The 24457-nt window shown below is 39.7% G+C and carries 12 protein-coding genes; 1 reads left to right on the top strand and 11 read right to left on the bottom strand.

Annotation, left to right across the window (positions count from 1 at the left end; genetic code table 11):
* Nucleotides 1–4: 4 nt before the first annotated feature.
* The 6 genes from B9A18_RS16450 to B9A18_RS16425 form a co-directional block, all read right to left on the bottom strand.
* Nucleotides 5–1633, bottom strand: coding sequence for a polysaccharide lyase domain-containing protein (locus B9A18_RS16450; protein ID WP_084290543.1), 1629 nt, complete (start codon nt 1631–1633; stop codon nt 5–7).
* Between the two features lie 4 nt (nt 1634–1637).
* The gene (locus B9A18_RS16445; protein WP_084290541.1) at nt 1638–3293 is read right to left on the bottom strand and encodes a pectate lyase family protein; all 1656 of its coding nucleotides are present in this window, start codon (nt 3291–3293) and stop codon (nt 1638–1640) included.
* Nucleotides 3294–3719: 426 nt separating this feature from the next.
* On the bottom strand, nt 3720–4691 hold the full coding sequence (locus tag B9A18_RS16440; protein WP_084290539.1) for a hypothetical protein: 972 nt from the start codon (nt 4689–4691) through the stop codon (nt 3720–3722).
* Nucleotides 4692–4716: 25 nt separating this feature from the next.
* Nucleotides 4717–6582, bottom strand: coding sequence for a RagB/SusD family nutrient uptake outer membrane protein (locus B9A18_RS16435; protein WP_084290537.1), 1866 nt, complete (start codon nt 6580–6582; stop codon nt 4717–4719).
* An 11-nt stretch (nt 6583–6593) separates the two neighbouring features.
* The gene (locus B9A18_RS16430) at nt 6594–9728 is read right to left on the bottom strand and encodes a SusC/RagA family TonB-linked outer membrane protein (RefSeq protein WP_084290535.1); all 3135 of its coding nucleotides are present in this window, start codon (nt 9726–9728) and stop codon (nt 6594–6596) included.
* Nucleotides 9729–10030: 302 nt separating this feature from the next.
* The gene (locus B9A18_RS16425) at nt 10031–10705 is read right to left on the bottom strand and encodes a DUF3826 domain-containing protein (protein WP_084290533.1); all 675 of its coding nucleotides are present in this window, start codon (nt 10703–10705) and stop codon (nt 10031–10033) included.
* Between the two features lie 453 nt (nt 10706–11158).
* On the opposite strand from B9A18_RS16425, the gene B9A18_RS16420 reads away from it, so the two are divergent.
* Nucleotides 11159–12031, top strand: coding sequence for an AraC family transcriptional regulator (locus tag B9A18_RS16420; RefSeq protein WP_084290531.1), 873 nt, complete (start codon nt 11159–11161; stop codon nt 12029–12031).
* Nucleotides 12032–12050: 19 nt separating this feature from the next.
* Here B9A18_RS16420 and B9A18_RS16415 read toward each other — a convergent pair whose 3' ends face one another.
* Genes B9A18_RS16415 through B9A18_RS16395 form a run of 5 tightly spaced genes read right to left on the bottom strand, consistent with a single transcriptional unit; the run spans nt 12051 to nt 24332 of the window.
* A complete protein-coding gene (locus B9A18_RS16415) occupies nt 12051–15578 on the bottom strand; it encodes a malectin domain-containing carbohydrate-binding protein (RefSeq protein ID WP_084290529.1) in 3528 nt (1175 codons plus the stop codon).
* A complete protein-coding gene (locus B9A18_RS16410) occupies nt 15575–18397 on the bottom strand; it encodes a glycoside hydrolase family 95 protein (protein ID WP_144009524.1) in 2823 nt (940 codons plus the stop codon). Before B9A18_RS16410 ends, B9A18_RS16415 begins: the two co-directional genes overlap by 4 nt.
* A 17-nt stretch (nt 18398–18414) precedes the next feature.
* On the bottom strand, nt 18415–20019 hold the full coding sequence (locus tag B9A18_RS16405) for a glycoside hydrolase family 28 protein (protein WP_084290525.1): 1605 nt from the start codon (nt 20017–20019) through the stop codon (nt 18415–18417).
* Nucleotides 20020–20040: 21 nt separating this feature from the next.
* Nucleotides 20041–21588: an MGH1-like glycoside hydrolase domain-containing protein gene (locus B9A18_RS16400; RefSeq protein WP_084290523.1), complete on the bottom strand. Its 1548-nt coding sequence runs from the start codon at nt 21586–21588 to the stop codon at nt 20041–20043.
* Entirely contained in the window at nt 21588–24332 is a 2745-nt protein-coding gene (locus B9A18_RS16395) for an alpha-d-galacturonidase (protein ID WP_084290522.1), read from the bottom strand. Before B9A18_RS16395 ends, B9A18_RS16400 begins: the two co-directional genes overlap by 1 nt.
* Between the last annotated feature and the right edge of the window lie 125 nt (nt 24333–24457).

Here is a 24457-nt window from a genome sequence, read left to right as displayed (position 1 = left end):
CTATCTAGGGCTTTACAGCCAGTAAAGGCACTACGCTGTTGATATAATTCTCGATATTAGCATAACCATTTTTACTAATCTTAGTTGCATCCTTTGCGTCATTAGGATTTAAACCGCTTTTAATTTCATAGCTATCTGGCATGCCATCGTTATCTGAATCTTTGTAAGGTGTACCTTTATATTCAGGATATCCACCTACCTGGCTGATGTCTGAGATGATCCCTTTTATATAAGAGTCTTCAGGCAAACGACGCTTTATATATGCTTTACCCAGGCTTGTTTTTCCTCCTTCAAGATATTTAATTTTACCCGTCTTCACCTGCTCTATTATTCTTTTGTCTACCGCATCACGTACCGGCAAATTTGCTCCGGCATGAGTTACGGTATAATCATAAGCCTTATGGGTATCTATTATGCTTATTTTAGCCATTGGCATAGGTTTATTTACCCGCATAGAATCCAATGTCCTTTGTTTATTCGCTGAACCTTCTACCTGAACACCACCGTCCCAATTGTCTTTAGTTACTTTATCATTGCCTTCAATAATGTTTCCATTGATATAGGCCTTACCAAACAAATGTGCAAATTTCTTATCTCTTCCAGTTTCAGGCTTTAAAATACGGTAAGCAATGGGTTGATCTAATGGAGTTATTGGTCCGGGTTTATAATAGTTATTAATGAAATTATAGAAGGAATTGTTATCGCCCCCATCTGCACTACGGTTCCACCAGTTAAATACCACGTTGTTGACAAAGCCAAAATCCCCATACATGCCTACAGAAGGATTACGACTAATATTGTTTGCCCACAGATTACGCATAAAAGTACTGTTTAGTCCACCTATAGTACTACCAAAAGCATGGTTGTAAGTGTCTAACGCTTCAGAAAATATAGAATTTTGAATAGTGACATTTACAGTAGGTAATTTTTTAGGCGCTGATCCATCTTTTGGATCATAAACATGCCTGTAAATAGACATATTTTCGTCAAGTCCCCAGCTGGCAGAAACATGGTCAATGATAATATTACCCACCACATTACCGCCGATAGCATCATCTCTACGCGTTACATCAGTTTCACCACGACGGAAACGCATATAACGGATAACCACATCGTGTGTATTGATCCATACCGATTCTCCGGCTATACATACACCATCGCCTGGCGCTGTTTGTCCGGCTATAGTAATGTAGGGCGCCCGAATAATCAATGGGGTTTTTAACCGGATAATGCCGGCGACATTAAAAACAATAATTCTTGCTCCCCCCTGCTCACAAGCCTCACGCAAAGAACCAGGGCCTTCATCAGCCGTTGTCGTTACCACGTATACCTGACCACCGCGGCCGCCAAACGAATAGGCACCACCACCTTCTGCACCCGGGAAAGCTGCTAATTTAGCCTGCGGCAGATCCGAAGGTTTGGCCGCCCATGGAATAAAGGGCTTACCATTTTTCGCATCACGGTCAATAATAGGTTTTACCTTTTCAAACTGAAGATCTGATTTGCGCTGGATAGCAGCCAAAACAGAATCAGCCTTAGTTTCCATAGCAGGAGGAATTACCGGATATTGTGCCAGGGCCTGATTTCCAATTCCAATAGCAGCGGTTGCCAGGATCAATGAAAGTACTTTCATGTTATTATGGTTTAACAATTTTTACAGGAACTACACTATTTAAATAAATTTCGATATTCGAATAGCCACTTTTGGTGATCTTAGCCGTATCAGATGCATCCTTAGGATTCAGACCATTTTTTGTTTCATAGCTATCCGGCATGCCATCGCCATCAGCATCTTTGTAAGGTGTACCTTTGTATTCCGGATAACTACCTACCTGACTGACATCAGTAATGATACCCATTTTATAGGAATCTTTTGGTAACCTGCGGTGCTCAAAATCCGGTTTATCCGATAACTTAACATTTGCAGGAGTAACAATTTTTCCGGTTCTCACCTGCTCAATTACGCGAGTATCCACAGGATCGCGTTTAGGCAAAGTTGCACCAACATTTGCGAGTACATATTTATGTGCTTCCATCGTTGGCAAAATGGTCATCTCTGCCATTGGAAAAGGTTTTTTTACACGCATAGCAGCAAAGTAAGTTTGAGCTTGCTCGTAAGTCATCAACTCACCTTTTTTATCTTCCAACTGCACCCCACCATTCCAGTTGTCTTTTGTTACTTTTTCATTGCCTTCTATGATGTTTCCTTCTACATAAGCTCTTCCGAATACAACATAAGGTAATTTACTTCTGCCAGACTCTGGTTTTAATATTCTGTAGCTGATCGGATCTTTTAACGAAGTTACCGGACCAGGTTTGTAATAATTGTTGATGATATTATACATGGCGGTATAATCACCACCATCTGTTGAACGATTGTTCCAGTTAAAGATCACGTTATTGGCAAAATTGAAAATGCCATTCCATCCTATTGATGGGTTACGGGCACCATTATCAGCCCATAAGTTACGCATAAAGTTACAGTTTTCTCCACCCAGGGTGCTTCCAAAAGCATGGTTCCAGGTATCTAAAGCTTCAGAGAAAATAGAGTTTTGGATAGTAATATTTACTGTAGCCAGTTTAACTTCAGTTTTACCGGTGCTATCGTTATACATGTGACGGTACATAGACATGTTTTCATCTAGTCCCCAACTTGCCGAAACGTGATCGATCATAATGTTACCTACAGGATTTCCACCAATAGCGTCATCTCTGCGGCCAACAAAAGTCTCTCCCCTTCTGAAACGCATAAAACGAACAATCACATCATGTGTATTTAACCACACCGACTCACCAGCCACGCAAACACCGTCGCCAGGAGCAGTCTGACCTGCAATAGTAATATAAGGCGCGCGAATAATTAAAGGCGTTTTAATGCGGATAATTCCCGCTACGTTAAATACGACGATTCTTGCGCCACCTTGTTCGCAGGCATCACGCAAAGAACCAGGACCGCTATCGTTTAAGTTTGTCACGACAATTACGCGGCCACCACGACCGCCGAAGCTATGCGCGCCACCACCTTCAGCTCCAGGAAAAGCAAGGATTTCTGATTGTGGAAGATCTACCGGACGGCCAGCCCATGGTACATAAGGCTTTCCTTCCTTTGCTTCCTTTGCTATAATTGGAAGTGCTTTTTGCCACGCAATATCTGACTGGCGGTAAGCTTCCTTCATCATATCCTCTGATTCTTTTTTAATATCGGCAGGAATGCTAGGGTATTGTGCGAAAGCTGAGGGCGCCGCAACGACAAGTGCTGCAGAAAATACGAAATGCAAAAATTTCTTTTTCATCAATGTCTCGATTAATTGAACATCAAAAAGTACGTAATTTATTTATATATAAAAAATATATTCAACTATAAATACGAATCAATCTAATATGTCAGATTTATAAATTGGTTAGATGGTATATTAATCCAAAAATGCGATCTATAAGATGCTAATTACTATATAATTTTCTCAATGTATTGTACAATATTATCACATCGCGTTTTTAAACGTCAAAATAACGTTTTACGTCGCAGAGATGTTACATATTTCGAGGGCAAAGGCGTTCAAAAAAAAGCGCTTAACAGCAACAGTTCAGTAAGATACTGATTTGAGTTCTTATTTTAATACAGATTGTCAAGCAGCAGATGAATTCAAAAACCCGCAACCTACAAGCGAAAAAAGCCGCCCCTTTCGGTAGCGGCTTTATAAACACACACAATAATTAATTTAGTTCTGGACTTTTACATTGACCACAACAAATGGTTTTCCGTCAAGATCTGATGTAATTTGCTTAAAGAGAATGGCCCCGTATTTTCCTTCAGGCGTTTTAAAATAAACAACTGAATTAAGCTTTATTGCAGCTGCTGCGGTCCTTGGCAGTTCTTTCAGATTAATGGTTTTAGCTGAAGCAACGGTCCCTATACTTACCGATGACAGCATGGTGGTACCCGTATTAGCGTTAAAAGTAGCTGATTCGGCAAGCTGCCCGCTAAACAACGTCTCTCTCTTTGTCCATGTGCTGATATCATTGATATTAAAGAACAATGGGCTGGCACTTAAAGAATATAGATAATAATGGTAACCGCCTACAGAAACACCCTGTTCAGCCTGCGGTGCGACAACTCTATAGATACCAAAATCCAGGTCAGCCGAAACATCTTTTCCATTTAAGTAACTGAAGCTCTCTCCCCGCTTTATCGAATAATAACAAGGTCTGTCTTTCAAGGTCGAATCTGGTACATATATTTTTTTATTTGCTACGAAAGTATAGTTTGCTTTTACATTAAATGTAACAGAGGTATATCCATCACCGATATAAACAGCCTGTTTGTTTAATGCGTATATACGATACTTACTTTCACCTGCTCTCGTTGCACGCATTTTGTATACACCTGAATAAGTTCGTTTGTTTGCACCATCAGAAAGACTGATCTGCTGAACCGGGGCTTCCTGCCCTTCCCATTTTACACAAACCGCTGCCATATCTTCCTTTGCGGAAGTGATGGTATAGTCTATATAGATACTATCCCCATCGTTATACTCCTTATAAGCTGTCACACTATAAGGATGATCGCCTTTGAACGTTACAGACACGTCGTTAAACATATTATAAATATTTGGTGCTTCCTTTTTACAGGCACCTAAGGACAGAACCAATCCGGAAATCACAACACCAATTTTAAAGCTTATACTTTTCATTTTTTCTCGTTTTAAAGTAATCTGATTAATTCAAGGGATCAAATGATCCACCAGCCCAACCTATTGTTGGCAAAAGCAAGGCGCTTGAGTACATAAAATCATTATGGAAAGTGTAGAAATAATGGTACTCAGGAATACTGAAAGCACTTATACCACTCGGAGTTAGAACTGCATTCTTAAAAAAGTAGTTGTATGTACTTTTCTTATTATAATCCAATGTATCCCTTCTTAACATAGTTGGATTGGTGGGAATAGCAGACTCTAAGATTGCTTTGTCTCCTGATCTTTGCAATTCAATTCGAATGGTTTGTATAGTTCCAGTCAAAGTATGCCATCTTCTTAATCTTCTTAAGTCCGCATTACGTTTACTTTCAAAAGAAAATTCGATAAAACGCTCGTTAACAAGCAATTCTCTCATTTGCGAGGAGCTAGATATAGCTCCCAGACCGTAGTCGTTTCCGCCGTTCCCCGCTTCTATGCCCGCACGCTGTCTGATCTCTCTGATCAAATTCTTAGCCGTACTTAGGTCACCAGTCTCATTGGCGCATTCCGCATAATTCATCATTACCTCTGCAAAACGAATTTCTACCCAGTCCATACCGCTCCCTCCCAGATTATTGGTATAGTTAACAGCACCCGACGCAATAGAAGCGTTAGAGAATTTTTTGGAATACACACCGTAATTGGCAGTTTCACCAGCCGCGTTTACATAATTCCATTGCTTTCTTCCAGCTTTCCCACTTAATGGCCAAACACTTCCATTGTAAGCGAAAGTAGCCTCAAAACGTGGATCCCTGTTTTGCCAGAACATAGTCGCATCGTATGTGTATTTTGCATTTCCACCTACAGTGCTGATCGGATTCCCATCCTTCATTGGATAGGCATTCAATAAAATAAGCGTAGGTATAAATGCGTTATTCGCTGATCCTCCCTCAGTAACGGGACGTACCTTATTTTCAGTGTTGTGCCCACGTCTTTCCACTGTAGCGGAATAGGTGCGCACAAATACAGCTTCTGTATTAACCAGACCTTCGGTAAGAAAAATATCACTGTAATTAGACATCAATTTACGTCCATTAGCTTTACACAAATCATAGGCTTCTTTATTTGCCTGCAAAGCGGTTTGCCATCTTGATAAATCATTTCCAGGATTGAATTGCGGGCTTGCCCAGTAAAGCAACACCCTAGCCCTTAAACAAGCTACAATTTCCGTTGAGATTCTTCCCCTTCCATCGGAATCACCCCAGGTAATGTTCTGTAAATTTTCTTTGGCCAAATCCAGATCTTTTAAAATCTGATCAAAACATTCTTTCGCTTTTGCCCGTCCCCCAACATCTAAGGTACCAGGACTCTGTGGAGTTAAAACCAACGGCACACCACCGTAAACTTTTACCAGTTCAAAATAATTCAAAGCTCTTAAAGCATAATACTGTCCCACAAATCTTTTCTTTAATGCATCTGACAAAGTACCCAAAGGAATATTAACTATCCCATTGTTACAACGGGCAATATCAAAATAGCGATTATCGCCAAAAGTAGACCCCTGGTATTTATTCCCCACAAACCTCACATCATTATTAGCCAGAACACCTTGTACCCCCAAAGCAGCCTTGGCCCAGGTATCATTACCTGAAAAATAATTCTCATCACTGGCTAAATGGATGGGGTAACGATCATACGTATCCTGATGTGGGAAACGTGGTGTAGACATGTCGTAAGTTTCGCGCAAATGCATTTCTATAGCACCTTCAGTACTCCAGATTGCGGCATCAATCCCACCCCTATCTTTAAGTTCAAAAAATTCATCTTTATTTACACATCCCACTATAGCTGTGGAAAGAGCCAAAAAAAGTACAGACTTTTTCAGGATATCTTTATATTTCTTAATCATCACTTCTAAAATTATAAGTTAACACTTAAACCCAATGAGATGGTCCTGATTGTAGGATAGTCGTATGCACTAGATGTGTACGGATCTTTATATTTCAGTGGGTTTACTATTGTCCATAAGTTATTACCTGTTGCCAATATCCTTGCCCCACTTAAACCCAGTGTCTTGGCCAGTCTGTCAGATACCTTATAACTTAAAGTCATATTATTCACCCGGATCATGGTACCATTGACAGCCCAGAAGGTCGAGTTTACGCCAATTGATGGATCGTCATACCTTGGCAGTTTTCCCTGCAACGGATTTTCAGGTGTCCATCTGTCTTTCCATATCGTCAAAACATTATTTGTTACCGAAGCTGAGGTAACTGATCTGCTGTCATAAAATGCTTTACCTCCAAGTCGGGCGTTGATGTTGGTACTCAGACTAAAAGCTTTATAAGATAAATTGAGATTAATACCAGCGTTTAAAAATGCATTTGGATGTTTGTATAACGGAACCATGTCCGACTCATTGATGATTCCATCTTTATTGGTATCTTCATAAACTATCCAGCCTACTTCAGGAACTGCTCCCTTAAAGTTGTAAGCCGGATTTTGCTGAATAAACTGATCTACTTCCTGTTGTGTTCTCAGCATGCCTTTGGCTATTAATCCCACATTGCTACTACTGTAAATTCTTGGATCCAGACCAGTTGTAATGATCTCTTCACCGATAATAATTGGCAATTTACCAACCTCATAAAATTCACGATAGGTAACTCCATTACCAAAACTAAAGTTCATGCTGCTATTTAGTTTCAAATCTTTTGTTAAAGAAGCCTTATAACCCAAATTAAATTCAGTACCCCAGTTATACACTTCGCGGTAATTTACTGTTGCAGATTTAAATCCTGCATACATAGGATATAGTTTATCTATTCCACCATCAAATCCGTCGTAAGTAAAGTTTCTAAAAACCTCAACCCCCACATCCAGTTTATTGTTGAATAACGATGCTTCTATTCCGGCATTGATAGTCTGTTTTTTCTCCCAGGTAATATTTGGATTCGGAAGTACAGATGGATTCAAACCGATACTATTGTTGCTGCCAAAAAGGTATCCATCCGACGTTCCTATAAGATAGCGTTCCTGCCATAACCTGGCATTTACCCTATCATCTCCAGTAATTCCGTAGTTAAATTTGAATTTCAGGAAGTTGACAAATTTAACATTGTCCTTAAAGAAATTTTCCTGACTCACAATCCAGCCCAAACCTATACTTGGAGAAAATCCCCACCTGTTACCTGAGGCAAAATTTGAGGATGCGTCCAAGCGGCCTACCAGATCAAGAAGATATTTCTTATCAAAATCATAGCTAAAACGTCCAAAGAATGAGCGCTTAGTAGATTCGGAGACCGTACGTTGTGGTATCTGCAAATTATTGGTATTAAAAGCCCATGGATCATCTACGTTTGGAACCAATTGTCCTATCCATACATTATCCTGCTTTTCACTATAGGACACTGTTTGCTCACCACCAACGGTCAGATCCATAGAGTGTTTCGCAATAGTTTTTGCGTATTGCAAGGTCAAGAATCCCTGATAGCTATTTCCGGTGGTTTGACCTGCACGTGTTTCCGCACTTTCTTTGGCTACAACAGACGAAGTAGGAGCAGCAGGATCGGGAACATTCGTATATAATGCAGAGTTTCTACCAAATGTGACAAATTTATATTCCTCATATGGTGGCCTATACAATCTTGTGCGGTTAGAGTTCCCTCCCTGAGAAATCTGGAATTTCGCTGTTAACCCTTTTACTGCTTCTGGTTGATAGCTTAAACTGGCATTGACCCTATATCCAAACCCCTTTCGGTTATCATAATAACCAGAATTTAACAATGCCAATGGATTGGTTCCGAAATCGACTGGTTTTCCATCGATACTGATAGGCACCCATCCTGGTACAGTAATTATTGATCTGAAGAAATCCGCGTCATTTTCCTGGCCAAGGCTATTATTTGCTACATTTATGTTCTGATCCACATTGAATGCGATGTCGGCCTTAAGTCCCGGAAGTATCGTAGCATTCAAGCCACTACGAAAAGTGTATTTATCAACCTTTAAGCCCTTGTAATTTCCATTTTCATTCTGATAACTTCCACCGGCAAAAAATGTAATCTTATCACTCCCGCCAGAAATACTTAAATTGTGGCGTTGAGTAGTTGAAGCTTGCCAAAGTTCATCATACCAGCTTTTATTATTTAAAGTTTTTAAATACTCGAGATCCTGAGGAGAAAAAGAACTTGAAAATGGCTTGTTACCTATTCTTATCCCCTCATTAAGCAATAGGCCATGTTCGTAAGGAGAAAGCATTTCAGGCACCTTGGCAGCATCAGAAACACCTACGTATCCATTGTAGCTCAAACTGGGTTTACCTGCTTTTCCGCGCTTAGTAGTAACCAATACCACACCTTTTGCTCCGGATGCTCCATAAATTGCAGCAGAAGCATCTTTCAAAATGGTAATATTCTCTACCATAGAAGCGTCCAGGTTATCAAAAGCATCACTGGTTGGAAATGAAATTCCATCAATGATATACAAGGGTTCAGATGTCGCACCTATGGTATTACCCTGATTACTGGTTGAAGCATTCCTAATGTTTAGATTAATAGATGCCCCAGGTTTACCTGAAACCTGGCTAACGCCCAAACCAGCAATCCGGTTTCTTAAAGCCCCTGCAATATTAGGTGTCGGAATATCCATCAACTCTGCTCCGGAAATCGTTGCTACCGAGCCCAGAATTTCCGATTTCTTCTTCGTCCCATAACCAACTACGATGACTTCATCGAGGTCAGAATTATCTGATGCCAACGAAACATTCAATGTAGTTTTCCCTGCCAACGTAATCGTTTGTCTTTTGAAACCGATATAAGAGAACACCAATGCATCAGTCGCAGGATCGGCCTGAATGGTGTAAATCCCATCGACATTTGTGGCTACATTACTGGGCTTACCCTTAATGCTGACGTTAACGCCCGGCATTGGCCCTCCATCAGTGCCATCAGTAACTTTACCTGTAATTTTCTTTACTTGTGCATACGAGGAAGCACAAAAAAGTAAGGATAATATTACTACCCCTTTTAACATTCGTAAAAGTTTAAAGTTCATACTTGGTTTGTATTAAATGGTTAATTTCTTATTGAAAGATTAGTGCTCGTTAAAAAAGTCTACTCTTAGAAATAATTATGTTTTGGTTTTAAATTGATGAGATGATAATGGGTTGGTTTTAAACCAAATGTTTAATCAAGTGATCTTGTTTTAAATGGTTTATAATGATATACAGTTTATGTTTCTTTGATAAGAAGAAAAACCCCGTTACCAATAGTTACTTTAATCAGTAACGGGAATTCTTTCTAACCAAATAAAGAACGAATGAGCGCATTCTTCTAACCAAATGAGAGCGGTTATTTTTAATTTCCTTTAGCCGCTGCTTTTCTCCGCTTCTCCCATTCCTGGCCTTCTTTTTTCAGATCATAGCCTGCTGCAGAAAGATAGTTGTTGATTCTGCCTTTGTACTTACCAAACCATGCATGTTTTTTATCTGATGATTCGGCATCAATAGCGTGCTCTCGCGCTTCAGTAAGCCAGATTAAGATTTGCTTTTTCTGCTCATCATTAAGGGTTAGTATCTGCTCCTGATACGCCTTATAAGTGATAGGCAATACACCGTAAGTCATTCCGTTTTTTACTTGTTCTACTTGTTCTGCACTTAACTTCGATGAAAGTTTACTAAGGTAACTTTTATGTAGCTTGGCTAATTTAGCGTCTGTTTTAATCGCTTCTTCCTTAGTAGCAGCCTCTATAACAGCTTTATTTCCTTCGTGTTGTTGCTTGATAGCTTTTACATTTGCATCACGTACAGTATAAATATCATTGAGGTTATTATACTGATCTCTTATAATATTACGCACCTTTTCCTGCTTTCCGGCATCATTTATATTAAGCACGGCTGTAATTTTATCAGCACGTTCCGTGATAACCTTTAAATAAGCTGCTTTTTCATTCTCGGGGACAGCGTTATTTTGTGCAAATACACCAATAACACCTGAGAGCATTAAAGTCAGTAGTAGGCAAACACGTTTCATAATTTATAAATTTGGTTAGTAGTATTATAGTGGATCTTCTTTTTTAGGTTTAGGCGAGACTTTATTCGTTAAGGAACTGTAGTTGATAAACTCATGTGCTTTTGATGAATCATCAGAATAAGAGACTGCGTCTCCCAGCAATTTTGATTTGCTAAAAGCCTTAAACTCTCTATAGAAACCAGAAGAATTTCTTTATTTACCCGCTGTTTCATAATTTATTACTGAACAAAATCTTCATATAAAAAGAATTTGTTGGTTTATAATTTGGTTATCCCCTAAAGGTCTTTATACAAAACTCAACAATAGCGCCTTGTAATTATTAGTAACTGTTAGCAAATTATTGTAGGATATTACCATATAATCTCCTAACTTTAGTCATATTATATATATGATTTGCTAAATCTTCGTTTTCAATAATTAAATATAAATATAATATTCAAATATAAAAATAAAATGAAGCCTCATTTTCATAAAATTCCGAGCACGCTCCAGAGTTCCTTTAGTATTCGTCATGATATTAAATCAGACTTCGGGAACATCTGGCATTACCATCCCGAACTTGAACTACATTATGTAATAAAAGGAGAGGGTGTCAGATTTATAGGTGACAACATTAGCAACTTTACGCCCGGCGAAATGATTTTAGTTGGAGAAAACCTGCCGCACACCTGGCGTTGTAAAGATGAATACTTCCAGAACAATCCTGATTTGAATGTAGAGGCTATGGTGATTCAGTTTTTACCAGATTGCCTGGGCTCTTATTTGCTGAGCCTACCAGAAGCCTACCTTATTCCCAAACTTTTTGAAAAAGCTAAAAGCGGTATGGTCATCAACGGTCAGGCCAAAGATAAATTAGCTGAACTAATGAGCTCATCAATTGAAGCCACCCATCTGGATAGAATCATTATTCTTTTGAGTATTTTAAAGACACTGGCTGAAACAGACGAATATTCGACAATAGTAACAGGGAAAAGTACTTTTTATCAATCTAACGAGTCAGAAACCTTACGCATCAATAAGATATGTAATTACACCATGACGAATTATAAAAATGACATCACCTTAGAAGAGATTGCATCCTTAAGTAATTTAAGCATTACTTCGTTTTGCAGGTATTTTAAACTGATGACCAAGAAGACTTATTACGATTTTTTAATAGAGATACGTGTAAGTCATGCCTGCCGCTTTTTAATTGAAAATAAACTACCTACAGAAATGATCTGTTTTGATTGCGGTTTTAACAACGTGTCAAATTTTTACAGACACTTTAAAAAAGTAACAGGCATGACCCCGCTGGATTACAAACGGAAATACCTTAACGAATAGTTTTGTAAAGCGCTAAAAACTATTGCACATCCAATGCATCAATACTTAATCCTGCAGCATCTTCAGCAATTAAGCGCACCCTGTATATTCCGGCATTGATCATCGTACCGGTATTGGTATTATAATAGTTCCATTTACCCTTTTTAGTTGCTTTAAACTCGATTGGTTCCGCTGCTTTTAACACTGCACCATCCATGGTTAAAACTTCTATTTTCCCCTTCAATGACTGCTCAAAAGGATTGTGGTATTTAACCGTAAGTGAATAAGTATCCGCCACACCTACTACCATTTTCCACTCCAATATATCACCAGAAGGCTTTTTAAAAGTAATCCGTTCTCTGCCCATCAACTCTTCCTTTACCAAGCCTTCCCCTTTTAAACCAGCATCAGTAGCCTTATAGGTAGTAATGGTTTTTAAATCATAGGCCGGCTGCATATTACTTACGGGCAATACGACAATCGTGTACATGGCCGTGTTTGGCGCTTTTGGTCCTAAGTTTAAAGTCTGATCTTTTGCATGTCGTTTACGGAAGACATTAAATTGCTCGCCTTTACTATTTTTAAGCATTGTTTTCGTATCCTCATAATCTGCCAGCCAATTTAACCTGTTACTTACGTTTGCATCTACAGCTATATAGACATCCGCTTCGGCGGTAACTTTAAACTGTAGATTATTATTTCCCTTATTTAATGTCTGAATCCATTCTGCACCATATAAACCTGAAGGCAAAGCAGTAAAATAAACCTGTTCATCAGCATATTGCTGATCGCCCAAATCCATCCAGGTATCTGGTTTAGCAATGTTTCCATTAAGCGCCTCTACAATTGCTTTGCTTTCTTTAGCAGGCGTGTTAGTTTTACTGGCAGAAGCAATAGCAATAGCAGAAATCACAGCTTGTCCGGATTTCACCTGAGGGAAAGATATGACGAGTTCCCCGCCTTTAACCACCGCCTTTATTGTCTTTTTTAAAGCAGCATCGTGGCCTGCTTCCTGCCATAAATCTACATCCTTAAGCAGCGTTTTATCGTTTACAGCGACATCAAACAGGCGCATTCCTGTAGCATCCATCCCGCCGCCAGTGCCCAACCAAGGCTCTATGAAGTAAAGCTCGACAAGGTATTCACCATCCGGAACAGGAAAGTGATAGGTAAGTTGGTCGCGGCCATATCTAAAAGTCTGAAACAACTTCCAGTCTGTCGTTCCTTTAATCGGATCAAAAGTACGGCGTTGGCTTGCAAAGAAAGCAGGCATACCGTCAAATGCGGTTGTCCAGGATTGAGAACCAAAGCCACCTTCAGTTAGCTGCCTGTCGGCCGACCACAATTGTCCATTCTGATCTTTATACTCCGGACCTCCACAATTTATTCTGTACAGATAATTATAACCTTTTACAGCTCCTGTCAGATTTTTAGCATCCTTATTAAAATCGTTAAATTGAGGTGATTTTGGTAAGTTATTCAAAACGATATAATCTTTAGCTATTGCTTTTCCATTTACGTAACCCACTGTATAAAGCACATTATACTCAATGTTAACACCATCCCATTGGAAATGCGTACCAATACCACCACGTTTTCTTTTTCCTAGCGAAACTGCATTTACATCATTAAATAGCTCCACTTCATCACAATTGGAATATATGGTAATGCTGTCCTTCTTACCCGGTTTTAGCCATCTTTCAGGCCAGGTATGCGAAACAATGTAAACCATTGGCTCAGTTTCTTTAGGTGCATAATTGGCCCTAAACATATAAAAGACATCCAGGGGTTCTTCCCATGGGGTAAACAAGCCTTTGTAGTTTACCGGACCAATTCTATCCAGTTCTCTTAAGCCTTCCCCACCTTGTACCCTTCCTGGATTATCGTGTGAACTGAATAGCCAAAAATAATGTCCGGCAGTTTTATCTTTTACAGATTCGGCAAGTCTGACTTTCATCTCCATCAGCTGAGTCATATTGTTTTCGCTGTATGCTCCTTTCTGCGTAAAAGGACCTTCAGTGTGCAAATCAAGCGTTCGCCAGGCACCATATTCACCAATTAATACTTGCTTCTGGATATCTTCAGCATAGTTTAAGGGATCTCCGCCATAAGTTCCTGTCCAGTTTTGTGGTACATCCCAGTCCGTTCCTTTGCCCCCGTTACAGGTTGTTACTTTCCGTTGCGAAGAGGCTGTAGGGTCAAGTTTACGGATCAATTCTGTACATTCTCTTGCAAAATCTTCGGGCAAAGTACTTTCATTTTCTAAGCCCCATAGGACTACAGATGGACTGTTACGACGTTCCTTCACCCAATCTGTAAGCAATGATTTAAAATTCGTCCTGAATTCGGGTGTATCGTACCAGATATGTGCAGCCATTTGTGTCCAGGATAGGATGCCTAATTTATCCCAATACTCCTGATAAAGGAGGTTATGGGGCTGATGCGCATCACGAAAGGAATTAAAACCAGCTGATTTAATTTGCATCACTCTTGATTTGATCTGTTCAGCACTAAAGGCATGGCTCTGACCAATCAGGTGTTCATACTCTGCTACTCCATTTATAAAAACAGGTTTACCATTCAATAAAAACCGCTTGCTGTCCGCCGGATTCTCACCAATAGGCCAGCTGATCCAGCGAATGCCATAAGGAGTGCTCAATTCATCTATCACTTTATTTCCCTCTGCAACACTGGTTTTAAGCGTATACAAATAAGGATCTTCGATAGACCAAAGCTTTACATTTTTAAGTTGTTCTGTTTGTTGGGCTATAACTAAGTTCTTTCCAGGCAATAGCTTTTTAACTATCTTAATTTCGGTTACTTTGTGACCGTTTTTATCGAATAACTGGTTGATTATCGTAATATTTCGGACAACCTGACTATAATTTTTAATCTCAGTCTCCATTTTCAGCAAAGCTGATTTTTCAGAGACTTTATCATCATTCCAGATATGAACGCCAAAAGGCTCAATTCTAAGATCGCTGGTAACCACCAGATGTACCGGTCTGAAAATACCCATTGGTTGCGAACCTTCAGAAAAACCTCGTTCTGTTGAACAACCGCCATCAACCCATGGCAAATCTTGTATGTTTGCCGGGTGGTCTGCGCGTACAGCAAGCAGGTTCGATTGATTGTTTAATTTAATCGCATCAGTTACATCGAGTGTAAAAGTAGTACGGCCTCCAGCATGGTAACCAACCTTTTTACCATTTAACCAAATGCTGGCATAAGAGCCCACGCCTTCAAAATAAAGAAAAAACCGTTTACCTGTTTTTTGAGCGGCAGTTGTAAATATTTTACGATACCAGGCATAACCATGTCTGTTACCATGCAACATACGGCGATAGCCTTCATACTGATCCCAATTATGCGGAACATTTACTGTTTTCCAGCCTTTATCATTAAAGCCAATTTGCTCAAAACCTTTATAAGCATTTATATTGGTATCATCGGCAATACTCTGCCAGTTGTTGTTTAATGTAGTACTCTTGCGTAATCCTGTCTGCGTAAAACCCGTGCTCGTTAAAAAAAGGCCAATCAGAAAAGCTATAACTTTCCTTTTATTCATAATTTCTCTAAATCTCCATTCAATTTATATACTGCTCCTTTCTGTGTAGCAATACTTGTAATTCTATTTCCATAGCGTAAAAGACATACACTGTCTTCATTCGACTTAACTTCAACCGAGATTAACACGCCTTTACTCCATTTAAAACTAAGTTCAAAACCACCTCTGGCACAAATTCCTTTTACTTCGCCCTCTGGTAAATCAACTGGTAATGCAGGTAAAAGTTCAACAAACTGCGTATGACTCTGCAAAAGCATCTCTGCTATACCCGCAGCACCACCGAAATTTCCATCTATCTGAAACGGCGGATGCGCATCGAACAGGTTTATATAAGCGCCTCCACCTTTTGCAGCCGGACTGATCAACATTTTAACCATTTTCATGGCATGATCTCCGTCTTTAAATCTCGACCAGAAATTGATTTTCCAGGCTAAACTCCAACCTGTACCTTCATCGCCTCTGTACAGTAATGATTGTTTGGCGGCTCTCATCATCTCTGGGTTATCCCAGGTTATGTCATTGCCAGGATGTACGCCCCATAAGTGCGAAACGTGTCTGTGTTTATTCGTTGTATCGTCTTTATCTTCCAGCCATTCCTGTAATTGCCCGTATTTACCAATCTGATTCGGTGCCAGAAGCGTCAGCTTATTTTGTAATACTTTACTGAATTCTGCATCTGTACCCAGTAGTTCACTTGCTGCAATACAATTTTTAAAAAGTGTGCGGATAATCTGGTGATCCATTGCAGGTCCGGCTACCAAGCCTCCATTCTCCGGTGAGTTAGAAGGTGTACTGATCAGCCAGCCGGTTTTAGAATCTTTGATCAAAAAATCAACAAAGAAAACAGCTGCCTGTTTCATTAATGGATAAGCTTCATTTTTAAGAAAAACCCTGTCCTGCGTAAAACGATAATGTTCCCATAAATGCTGACTCAACCAGCCGGCTCCAGAAACCCAGATACCATGATTTGAGGCATTTATAGGCGCTGTACCATTCCAAAGATCTGTATTGTGGTGAAGTACCCAACCATTAGCATTGTAATGTTCCTTAGCCGTTATCGCACCATTTTTCGCTAGTACTGCTGTCTTTTTGAATAAAGGCTCATTCATTGCCGGCAGGTTCAGTGGTCCTGTTGGCCAATAATTCATTTCAAGGTTAATATTGGTGGTGTATTTACTCCCCCATGGCGGCGTTAGCAGGTCATTCCATATCCCCTGCAGGTTTGCAGGTTGTGTCCCCGGTCGGGAGCTGGAAATCAACAGATACCTGCCGTATTGCACATATAAAGCTGCGAGAGGAGCATCATGAGCAGCGGCAAAGCGTTCAATACGCTCATCTGTGGGAAGCTTCTCGTTATCACTATTTCCAAAACTTATTGAAAAGGCCTTATAGTACTTCTGATATTCTTTTAAATGCGCGGCCTTAACTTGCACGTAAGTTTTATCTTTTAAACCAGCCAAGGCTTTTAAACATGCATTTGCAGGAATACCAGATACATTCTTATCACTAATAAAATTAGTTCCGGCTGTAAGGTAAAGGATTACCTCATCAGCGCCGGTAATTGCAATCTTATCCTGTCCAACCAGCAACTTGCCTTTAGTTACGACTGCTTTAAGCTGACTTTCGCCTTTTAATGCTCCGCCTCTAACTCTTAAAGACAGAGAAATGGTATTTGCATCTATTTTTTTTACAGCAGCGTATTTATGCGGACTGCCCAGTACTACATCTAAACTAATGCTACCTTTTTTATCAGCAGTTAAGCGGATAACTATAGCCTGGTTAGGCTGACTGGCAAAATACTCCCTCAGGTAATTCACTCCGTTTAGGGTATATGAAGTACTAGCTATTGCCGTACTTAAATCTAACTTCCGTTTATAATTGCTAACAGTAACTGACGGATTTTTAAAATTCAGATACAGTTCGCCAAAAGGCTGATAACTTGCCTGAAACTGCGGAGCCATTGGAGGCTCATCGTTCTGTATTTTATATTTCCATGCTTTAACCAATGATATCCCATTCTGAGGTTCTGCTCCTTCCGGATAAACAGCAATTGCACGGCTAGTATCTTTATAACCGGCAATCCCTCCCTTATCAAAGTAATTTAATACCTGTATCGCAATTACATTTTTTCCTTTTTTAATCAGCTTGGCAGGAATGGTATATTTTCTTGGTGATGTACCATCTGTATTGCCTACCAATGTGCCATTTACAAAAGTAAAATCATGATCACGAATTCGGTTTAGGTCTAGTACCAGATTTTTACCTACCCAATCATCCGGTACATCAATGGTTGTACGGAACCATACGGCTCCATCAAGACCTGACAGGCCAACGGTTTCCCATCCTTCGTAGCTCGGCACATTGATTGTTTTCCATTGCAGATCGTCATAATTTTCCTCTGCCGGACTGCCTGTAATGCCTTTTAAGGCCTTCATATCTGCAGTCCATTTATTCCTATCTCCTGTGGCACTTTGGGTACCCATAAACTTTTCAGTGGCCAGCTTTTCGGCTGCCTCCTGTTTGCCTTCAAACAGCAGTTTCCTGATTTCTGAGAGGTAATTTGCAGCCCCTTTACGATTGTAATCTCTGGGTGCACCTGTCCACAAAGTCTCTTCGTTAAACTGAATCCTATCTTGCTCCACCCCAGCAAATATCATGGCGCCAATACGTCCATTGCCAATAGGCAGGGCATCAGTCCATTTTTCAGCCGGTTTGGAATACCAAAGTTGATAGGTAGATTGTTGGGCGATAGCATGGGAAATGGCCACACAATTGACCATAACCACATACACGCAGATTCTAAAACTCATGAGTTTCATGTCGATGCAAATTAAAATTACTTAATAGGATCCCCCGAAATAACCCGCACTGCTTCTGTAACTTTCCCTTCCGTTACAACAGGAGTTTTAACATTTTTAAAGTTATTGTTTCCTAATGTTATATTTTTAGTTTTTTCTCCACTTAACTTTAGATACAAATCTGTTCCTGGAGCCGGGAAAGCGTTATAAATAAATGCACCATCTACATTGTTAAGATCTATAACAGGCACATTTTTATGTGGTGTATAGCTTTTTAAACCATTTATAGTTAATGAATTGACGGTATTCACCTTTACCGAAGGCCCGATTTCCGTGTTTACCTGAACATTATGAAATTCTATACGATTTGCATTTTTAATATTAAAGCCTGTTTTTGCATCCATATTGATATCATTAAACGTGATATTCTCTATTGGCATTTCTTCCAGACCGTTTAAATAAGCTGCCTCATTTACTTGCCCTGTAATGTTGCTGAAATGGATGTTTCTGAATCTTGGTGTACGTTCTGAAACCGGTTCAACAGTAGTTTTAGCGTACTGCAAATCCAATACGATTGCCTGTTCACGTATATTTTTCATAATGATATTGTCGACTCTGATTTCTTCAACAACACCGCCTCTACCCCTGGCAGATTTAATACGGAGACCACGGTCTGTACCATCAAATACGCAGTTAGAAATGGTTATTTTCCTTACATCGCCCGACATTTCGCTACCAATAACTACCCCACCATGGCCAGAAAGCATCGTGCAATTGGTAATGGTATAATTTTCCGCCGGAACAGCCATTTTTCTTCCTGGTGCATCTTTACCAGATTTAATGGTGATACAGTCATCACCAACGCTAATGTGGCTATCGGAAATTCGTACATTTTTACAAGACTCCGGATTGATTCCATCGGTATTTGGCGCAAAAGAAGCAGGATTTGTAATAGTTACAGCATGTATCGTTACATTCTCACAAAACTCAGGGTTAACCGTCCAAAAAGGCGAGTCGCGTATAGTAATTCCTTCAATCAACACATTCTTACAAAACATAGGCTGGATGAATGGCGGACGTAAAAAGCCACGTTTCATCTGCTTTGGCTCGTCAGGCAAAAGGATATCTTTATTCAAATCATCGAACATAAATTGCCATTTAGAACGTGCTTGTCCTTCCTTATATCCCTCCACAAAATCCCACCACTTTTTGCCATGCCCATCAATAATACCACGACCAATAATTGCAATATTTTCTGCTTTATAAGCATAAAACAAGGGAGAAAAACTGGTTACATCAACCCCTTCGTATCTGCTTTTAACCATAGGCAGATAATCATCAAAATTATCACTGAAGTGAAGTTCTGCACCAGCATCAATGAAGATAGTGATGTTACTTTTTAAATGTATCGAACCTGTAAGGTATTTACCTGCAGGAAAATATACGGTTCCACCACCAGCTTTTGAAGCAGCATCAATAGCTTTTTTAATGGCTGAAGTAGCTAATTTAGTACTATCATTTTTAGCTCCATATTTAAGTACATTATAATAGGCTTGTGCATTCGCATTTAAGCTAAAAATCATTGCACAGCAGCAAAGGGTAAAAACGGCTAAAACTTTTCTGATCGGGCTATTAAACTTCATTTCGGCTATGTTTGTTGTTGATTATTTGAGTTGAATTATGGCAGGTTTTAGCTTTGCAGACTGATAAATTTCCTTTCCATCGGCGTAAATACGCAGACCTTTGCCTTTGTTATACTTATTTCCGGTTTTATCCCATAACAGCGTAAGTGTTTTACCATGATAGGTTACATTCTCCAGTAAAAACCAATCCCACCGACCTTCCGGAATAAGCGGATAAAAACCAAAGGCATTATCTAAACGCGGCTTAATGCCTATCAGATCATTGATAACTAAGTCGCAAAAGGTTGAATGGTTATAAAAACTACTTCTGGGATTATCACCTTTTAGCCATTCTCCATTCTTTTCATCCTGATACTCTCCTAAATAAGGCTTACCATTCTTTTGATGAGACCTGGCATATTGATGAAGCTCATCGTAAAATACCTTTGCCGTCATTTTACCGTGTTTTTTATAATTGGTCAGCAGATTTGCCAGACCTTTTAAAGTCTGCGAACTGGCAAAGGGCCATAACGCACCATCCCATTCGCAACTATGCCCTGATCCGCGGGTTCTAAACGTTGGTTCTCTTCTTTCGGCTGTTGTTAAGCCCCATGGCGCTTTAAACCCCGCAGTATCCAATAATTGATCCCATGCTTTCGCATAAGCAGGCTTATCAGCTGGCAGGTCAAAATCCCAGGGCACAAAACCGATGGCTTCACGGGCATGGGCGAGCTTCCCATTAGGATGTTTTGTTTTAAAGAAGCTGTCTTTGTTATCCCAAAGACTATCCTGTACTAATTTTTTAAGCTGTGCCGTTTTACCATTGTACTTCTGTGCCAATGCTTTATCGCCAGCAATATCAGCCATACTGGCCAGCGCTTTAGCATTTCCATACATATAGCTGCTGATGGTTGGCCTTCTGTTTTGATCCTTTCTCGATCCACTAACAGACTCTTCCATTCCGTCTTTTACATCAAATTGCCAGAACAAACCGCTCTTTAACTGCCTTTCTTTTTCCCATTTGCCATAATCTGCATCCAGGGCAGGTAGAATTCGTTTTAAATGCTCAGTATCAGGTGTCACCAGATAGTTCTGATAAACAGCATCATCGATCCAGCTACTAAACTGATGGAAGCGTTGTTTGCTTTGCCCTACATCAGCGTGGTACAACCAAAAATCTATGTACTCTTTTAGATAGTCGGTATTTTTAAGCCAGCGGCCCTCATAAATATGATGGCCCAGCGCGCAACTGATAGAATTGTATTTACCCGCATGCTTAACAGGCTCAATAAATTCAGTAAAAATGAAGCCTTCAGGTGTTTTTACCAGATGTTTACGGAAAGACCACCAACGGTAGTAATAATTTTGCTCCAGTACTTCATCAGGACAATCCAGCAAAGGCACGTTTTGCGATAGCCAGTCAAATGATTGTGCATTGGGCACATAATTCTTTACGGCTTCTGTATCAATCGAATTAAAGTAATCCACATATTTTTTAAGCTTCGCAGTACCGCTGCCCAACTGTGCAAAGACGCCTGTTCCTAAAACCAGGAACATGGCAGTTACTATAAGTTCTTTTTTATTCATCATTACTCAAATAACCAATCAATATCTTTTCCTTTTCCGTCCAGTCCTGCATTATAAATTCGCATTTCCTGGCCTTCACTTATAAATCCTAAAATCACACAAGCCCCTTTTCCTAAAGTTAAGGTATTTGTACCTACGCCAAACGAATAGGCATGAATATTTACCGGGGGGTAGCCATCTAAAACCAATGCATTGGAGATCTTTATTTCCGACTGTCCGTAATTATTTGCACTTGCATCAGTTTCCAACTCAGGAGCTGCCAGGTATGAACGATCTTTTTTGGTAAAAAACCCTACCAATACCTTCACAGGAGCAGTAGTACTAAACTTCAATGTCGTACCTGATTTTATTTGTTGTGCCTTATTCAGCTTTACGCCTTTAAGTCCAATCAATTGCTCAGTTACTTCTTTTATTTTAGTCACAGAATCTATAAACACCTGAGCATCTTTATTGATGATATAACTGTCATGGCCAGAAAGGATTTTAACTGCAGCATTTTTAAATGGCTTTAAGACATTTGCTTTTCCCGATCCCGAAGATTTAAGAGAATCTATACTTCTTTTAAAGTGGTTCAGTTCTTTGGTGAATACCGGCAGCATCTCTTTCCAATGAATAAAAGTCTTGTCAACGCCACGCATTGGAATCTTACGTTGTTTAGTCTGCATACTATTGGCATACAGATACTCATTCTCTGTCAGCTTAACCAGATTAGCATAATAATCTACACTCTTTTCAAGAAATGGCAAAGCTTTTTGCAGGTCGCTCACATCATTAGAATATTTATAGCGTAAAACCCATAGCGCCGACTTTACCTTCTCCGCGTAAAAATTAGCCATGGCATCATAGCAATATATATCATTTTTAAGCCTTCTAAATTCTTCGCTGTCTTTGCTAACCTTTGGTGCGGCTTCATTGATAGAAGCCAATGCCTTTTTACCATGTTCAACTACCTCTTTAGCAATTTGAACGGGAGTTTCACCTATATGGCCTTGTTTTTTCCACTCCTTCTCAGCATACTCAATAATCATCTCCCCTTCCGGTGCTTCAGATTCGTACATTAAAGTAAATAAACCATAGCGATAAGGGTTGATCAGCTGTGTCATCAACATACCTAAAGTTAAAGTTTGCCTGTTTCCATCAGTAATCCCATAACGGCGTAGCAATTTAGGAGAGATCTCCCCCGATTCTTCGTAAGCATTGAGAATGGCTTTTCCTGCGGTCAGGTCTGTTCCATATTTACCGGCTAACTGCTGCCCCCAATAGTTAATTTCCTCAATTCTATCTCTATTAGAGTTCCAGGCGTATCTGGCCCATTCTTTATACCAGATCCAATCTCTATCCACCTGTAACTGTCTTTCAGTAATCTTATCTGCGGTATAAGGCCAATCCCAATAACCCGATTGTGGGTACAGGTGAAGTCCTTTAGCCCCATATATTTTATTCATGGCCTGTACAGATTTTTGAATAAAATCTGCCGATCCGTAACGGAAGGGTTCGAGGTTAGCCAGAATATGAACATTGGCAATATGCACCGGGGCTACCGCACTTAACTCCCTATGCAACTCAGCCCAACTGCCTCTTGGCGTATAGGTTGTTAAAGCTTCACCATTAAACTTATTCTCGGTGTACAAATTCTTATAGAGTGGCAACGAAGCCTTCATCACACTTGGCGCATGGGTATCATGAGCCCGTAACACAATGGGCGGTTCATTTTTAATACCTGCGGCTTTTAATCCATCTTTTACCCCTGGTATAATGGTTTTTGTAAACCAATCTATATCATCCTGCCCTACTCCTTCCATGGCTTCTCCCAAAGCTACCAGTAAGCCTACATTAGGATACTTTTCGACAAATCCTGCAATAGATTTTCTTGTATAATCAGCTATCAATGGAATAATGGGGCGATTTCTATCCTGTGTTTTTAAGCCATGCTTTTCGGCAAAAGGTTTAGGTATTAAAATATTGTAAAACATCTGAATTACCCAAATACCACGTTTATCCGCTTCCTGAGTTAAGAATTTAAACATTTCCTCATTCTTTTTCAAGGTGGCATCATCCACTTCTACCGCATAAGGATAATCTTTAAGTCGCAGGAGTGATGAGAAAGGATGACCATTCCACAGATATAAGGAGTTGTAGCGATTCTCTACCATCATATCCAGATATTGAATCCAAAGATCTTTATCGTAGAACCAGGAGAAAGTTTCAGGCGTATAGGGATATTCATAAACATCTCTGCCAGGTAAGTATTCAGGTTTTTGCAAACCAATACAAGTACCACGCAATACCATTTCAGGCTGATCAGTAACAGAGATCTGATCAGGCAGTTTTCCTTTCGTTTTAATTTCATCAGAGAGCTCCATACAGCCATATAAGGCTCCAGAATAGTCTCCCCCTTCAATAATCAGGTTCTTATTTTTATTATAGTTAATACTAAACCCTTCTTTTCCAAGCTGTTTACCAGTACCATTAACAGCTCTTAAGCCATTAAGTAGCTGATCCGTCTTTGTACCGATCACAATCAGATCATTGCCTGCTGGCATTTTGTCCTTCTGTACAATCTTAACATCATAACCCACTAACGATAAAGACTTTGCTAATCGTTCGGCTCCAAACTTAACTCTGGAGTTACTTTGCGCAGGAATAACAATGGTACGCTTGTTTTTTAGAGGAAAATAGGATGCCCTGGATTCAGCAATGCTAAAAAACAAAAGACATAATAAAATAAAAATTGGGAATTTTCTCATTCAACACGGTTTTCAGAAAATCTATTCTTAAAAAGACTTGGGCTATATTTGGCTAATAAAGCAATCTCAAATATAGGAATGGGGCCATCTCCTTTCCTGTAGTATTTCCCCAAAATACTGTAGGA

This window comes from Pedobacter nyackensis (genome assembly GCF_900176505.1).
In the GTDB taxonomy this organism is placed as follows: Bacteria; Bacteroidota; Bacteroidia; order Sphingobacteriales; family Sphingobacteriaceae; genus Pedobacter; species Pedobacter nyackensis.
This window is presented reverse-complemented; position numbering and strand designations above follow the sequence as displayed.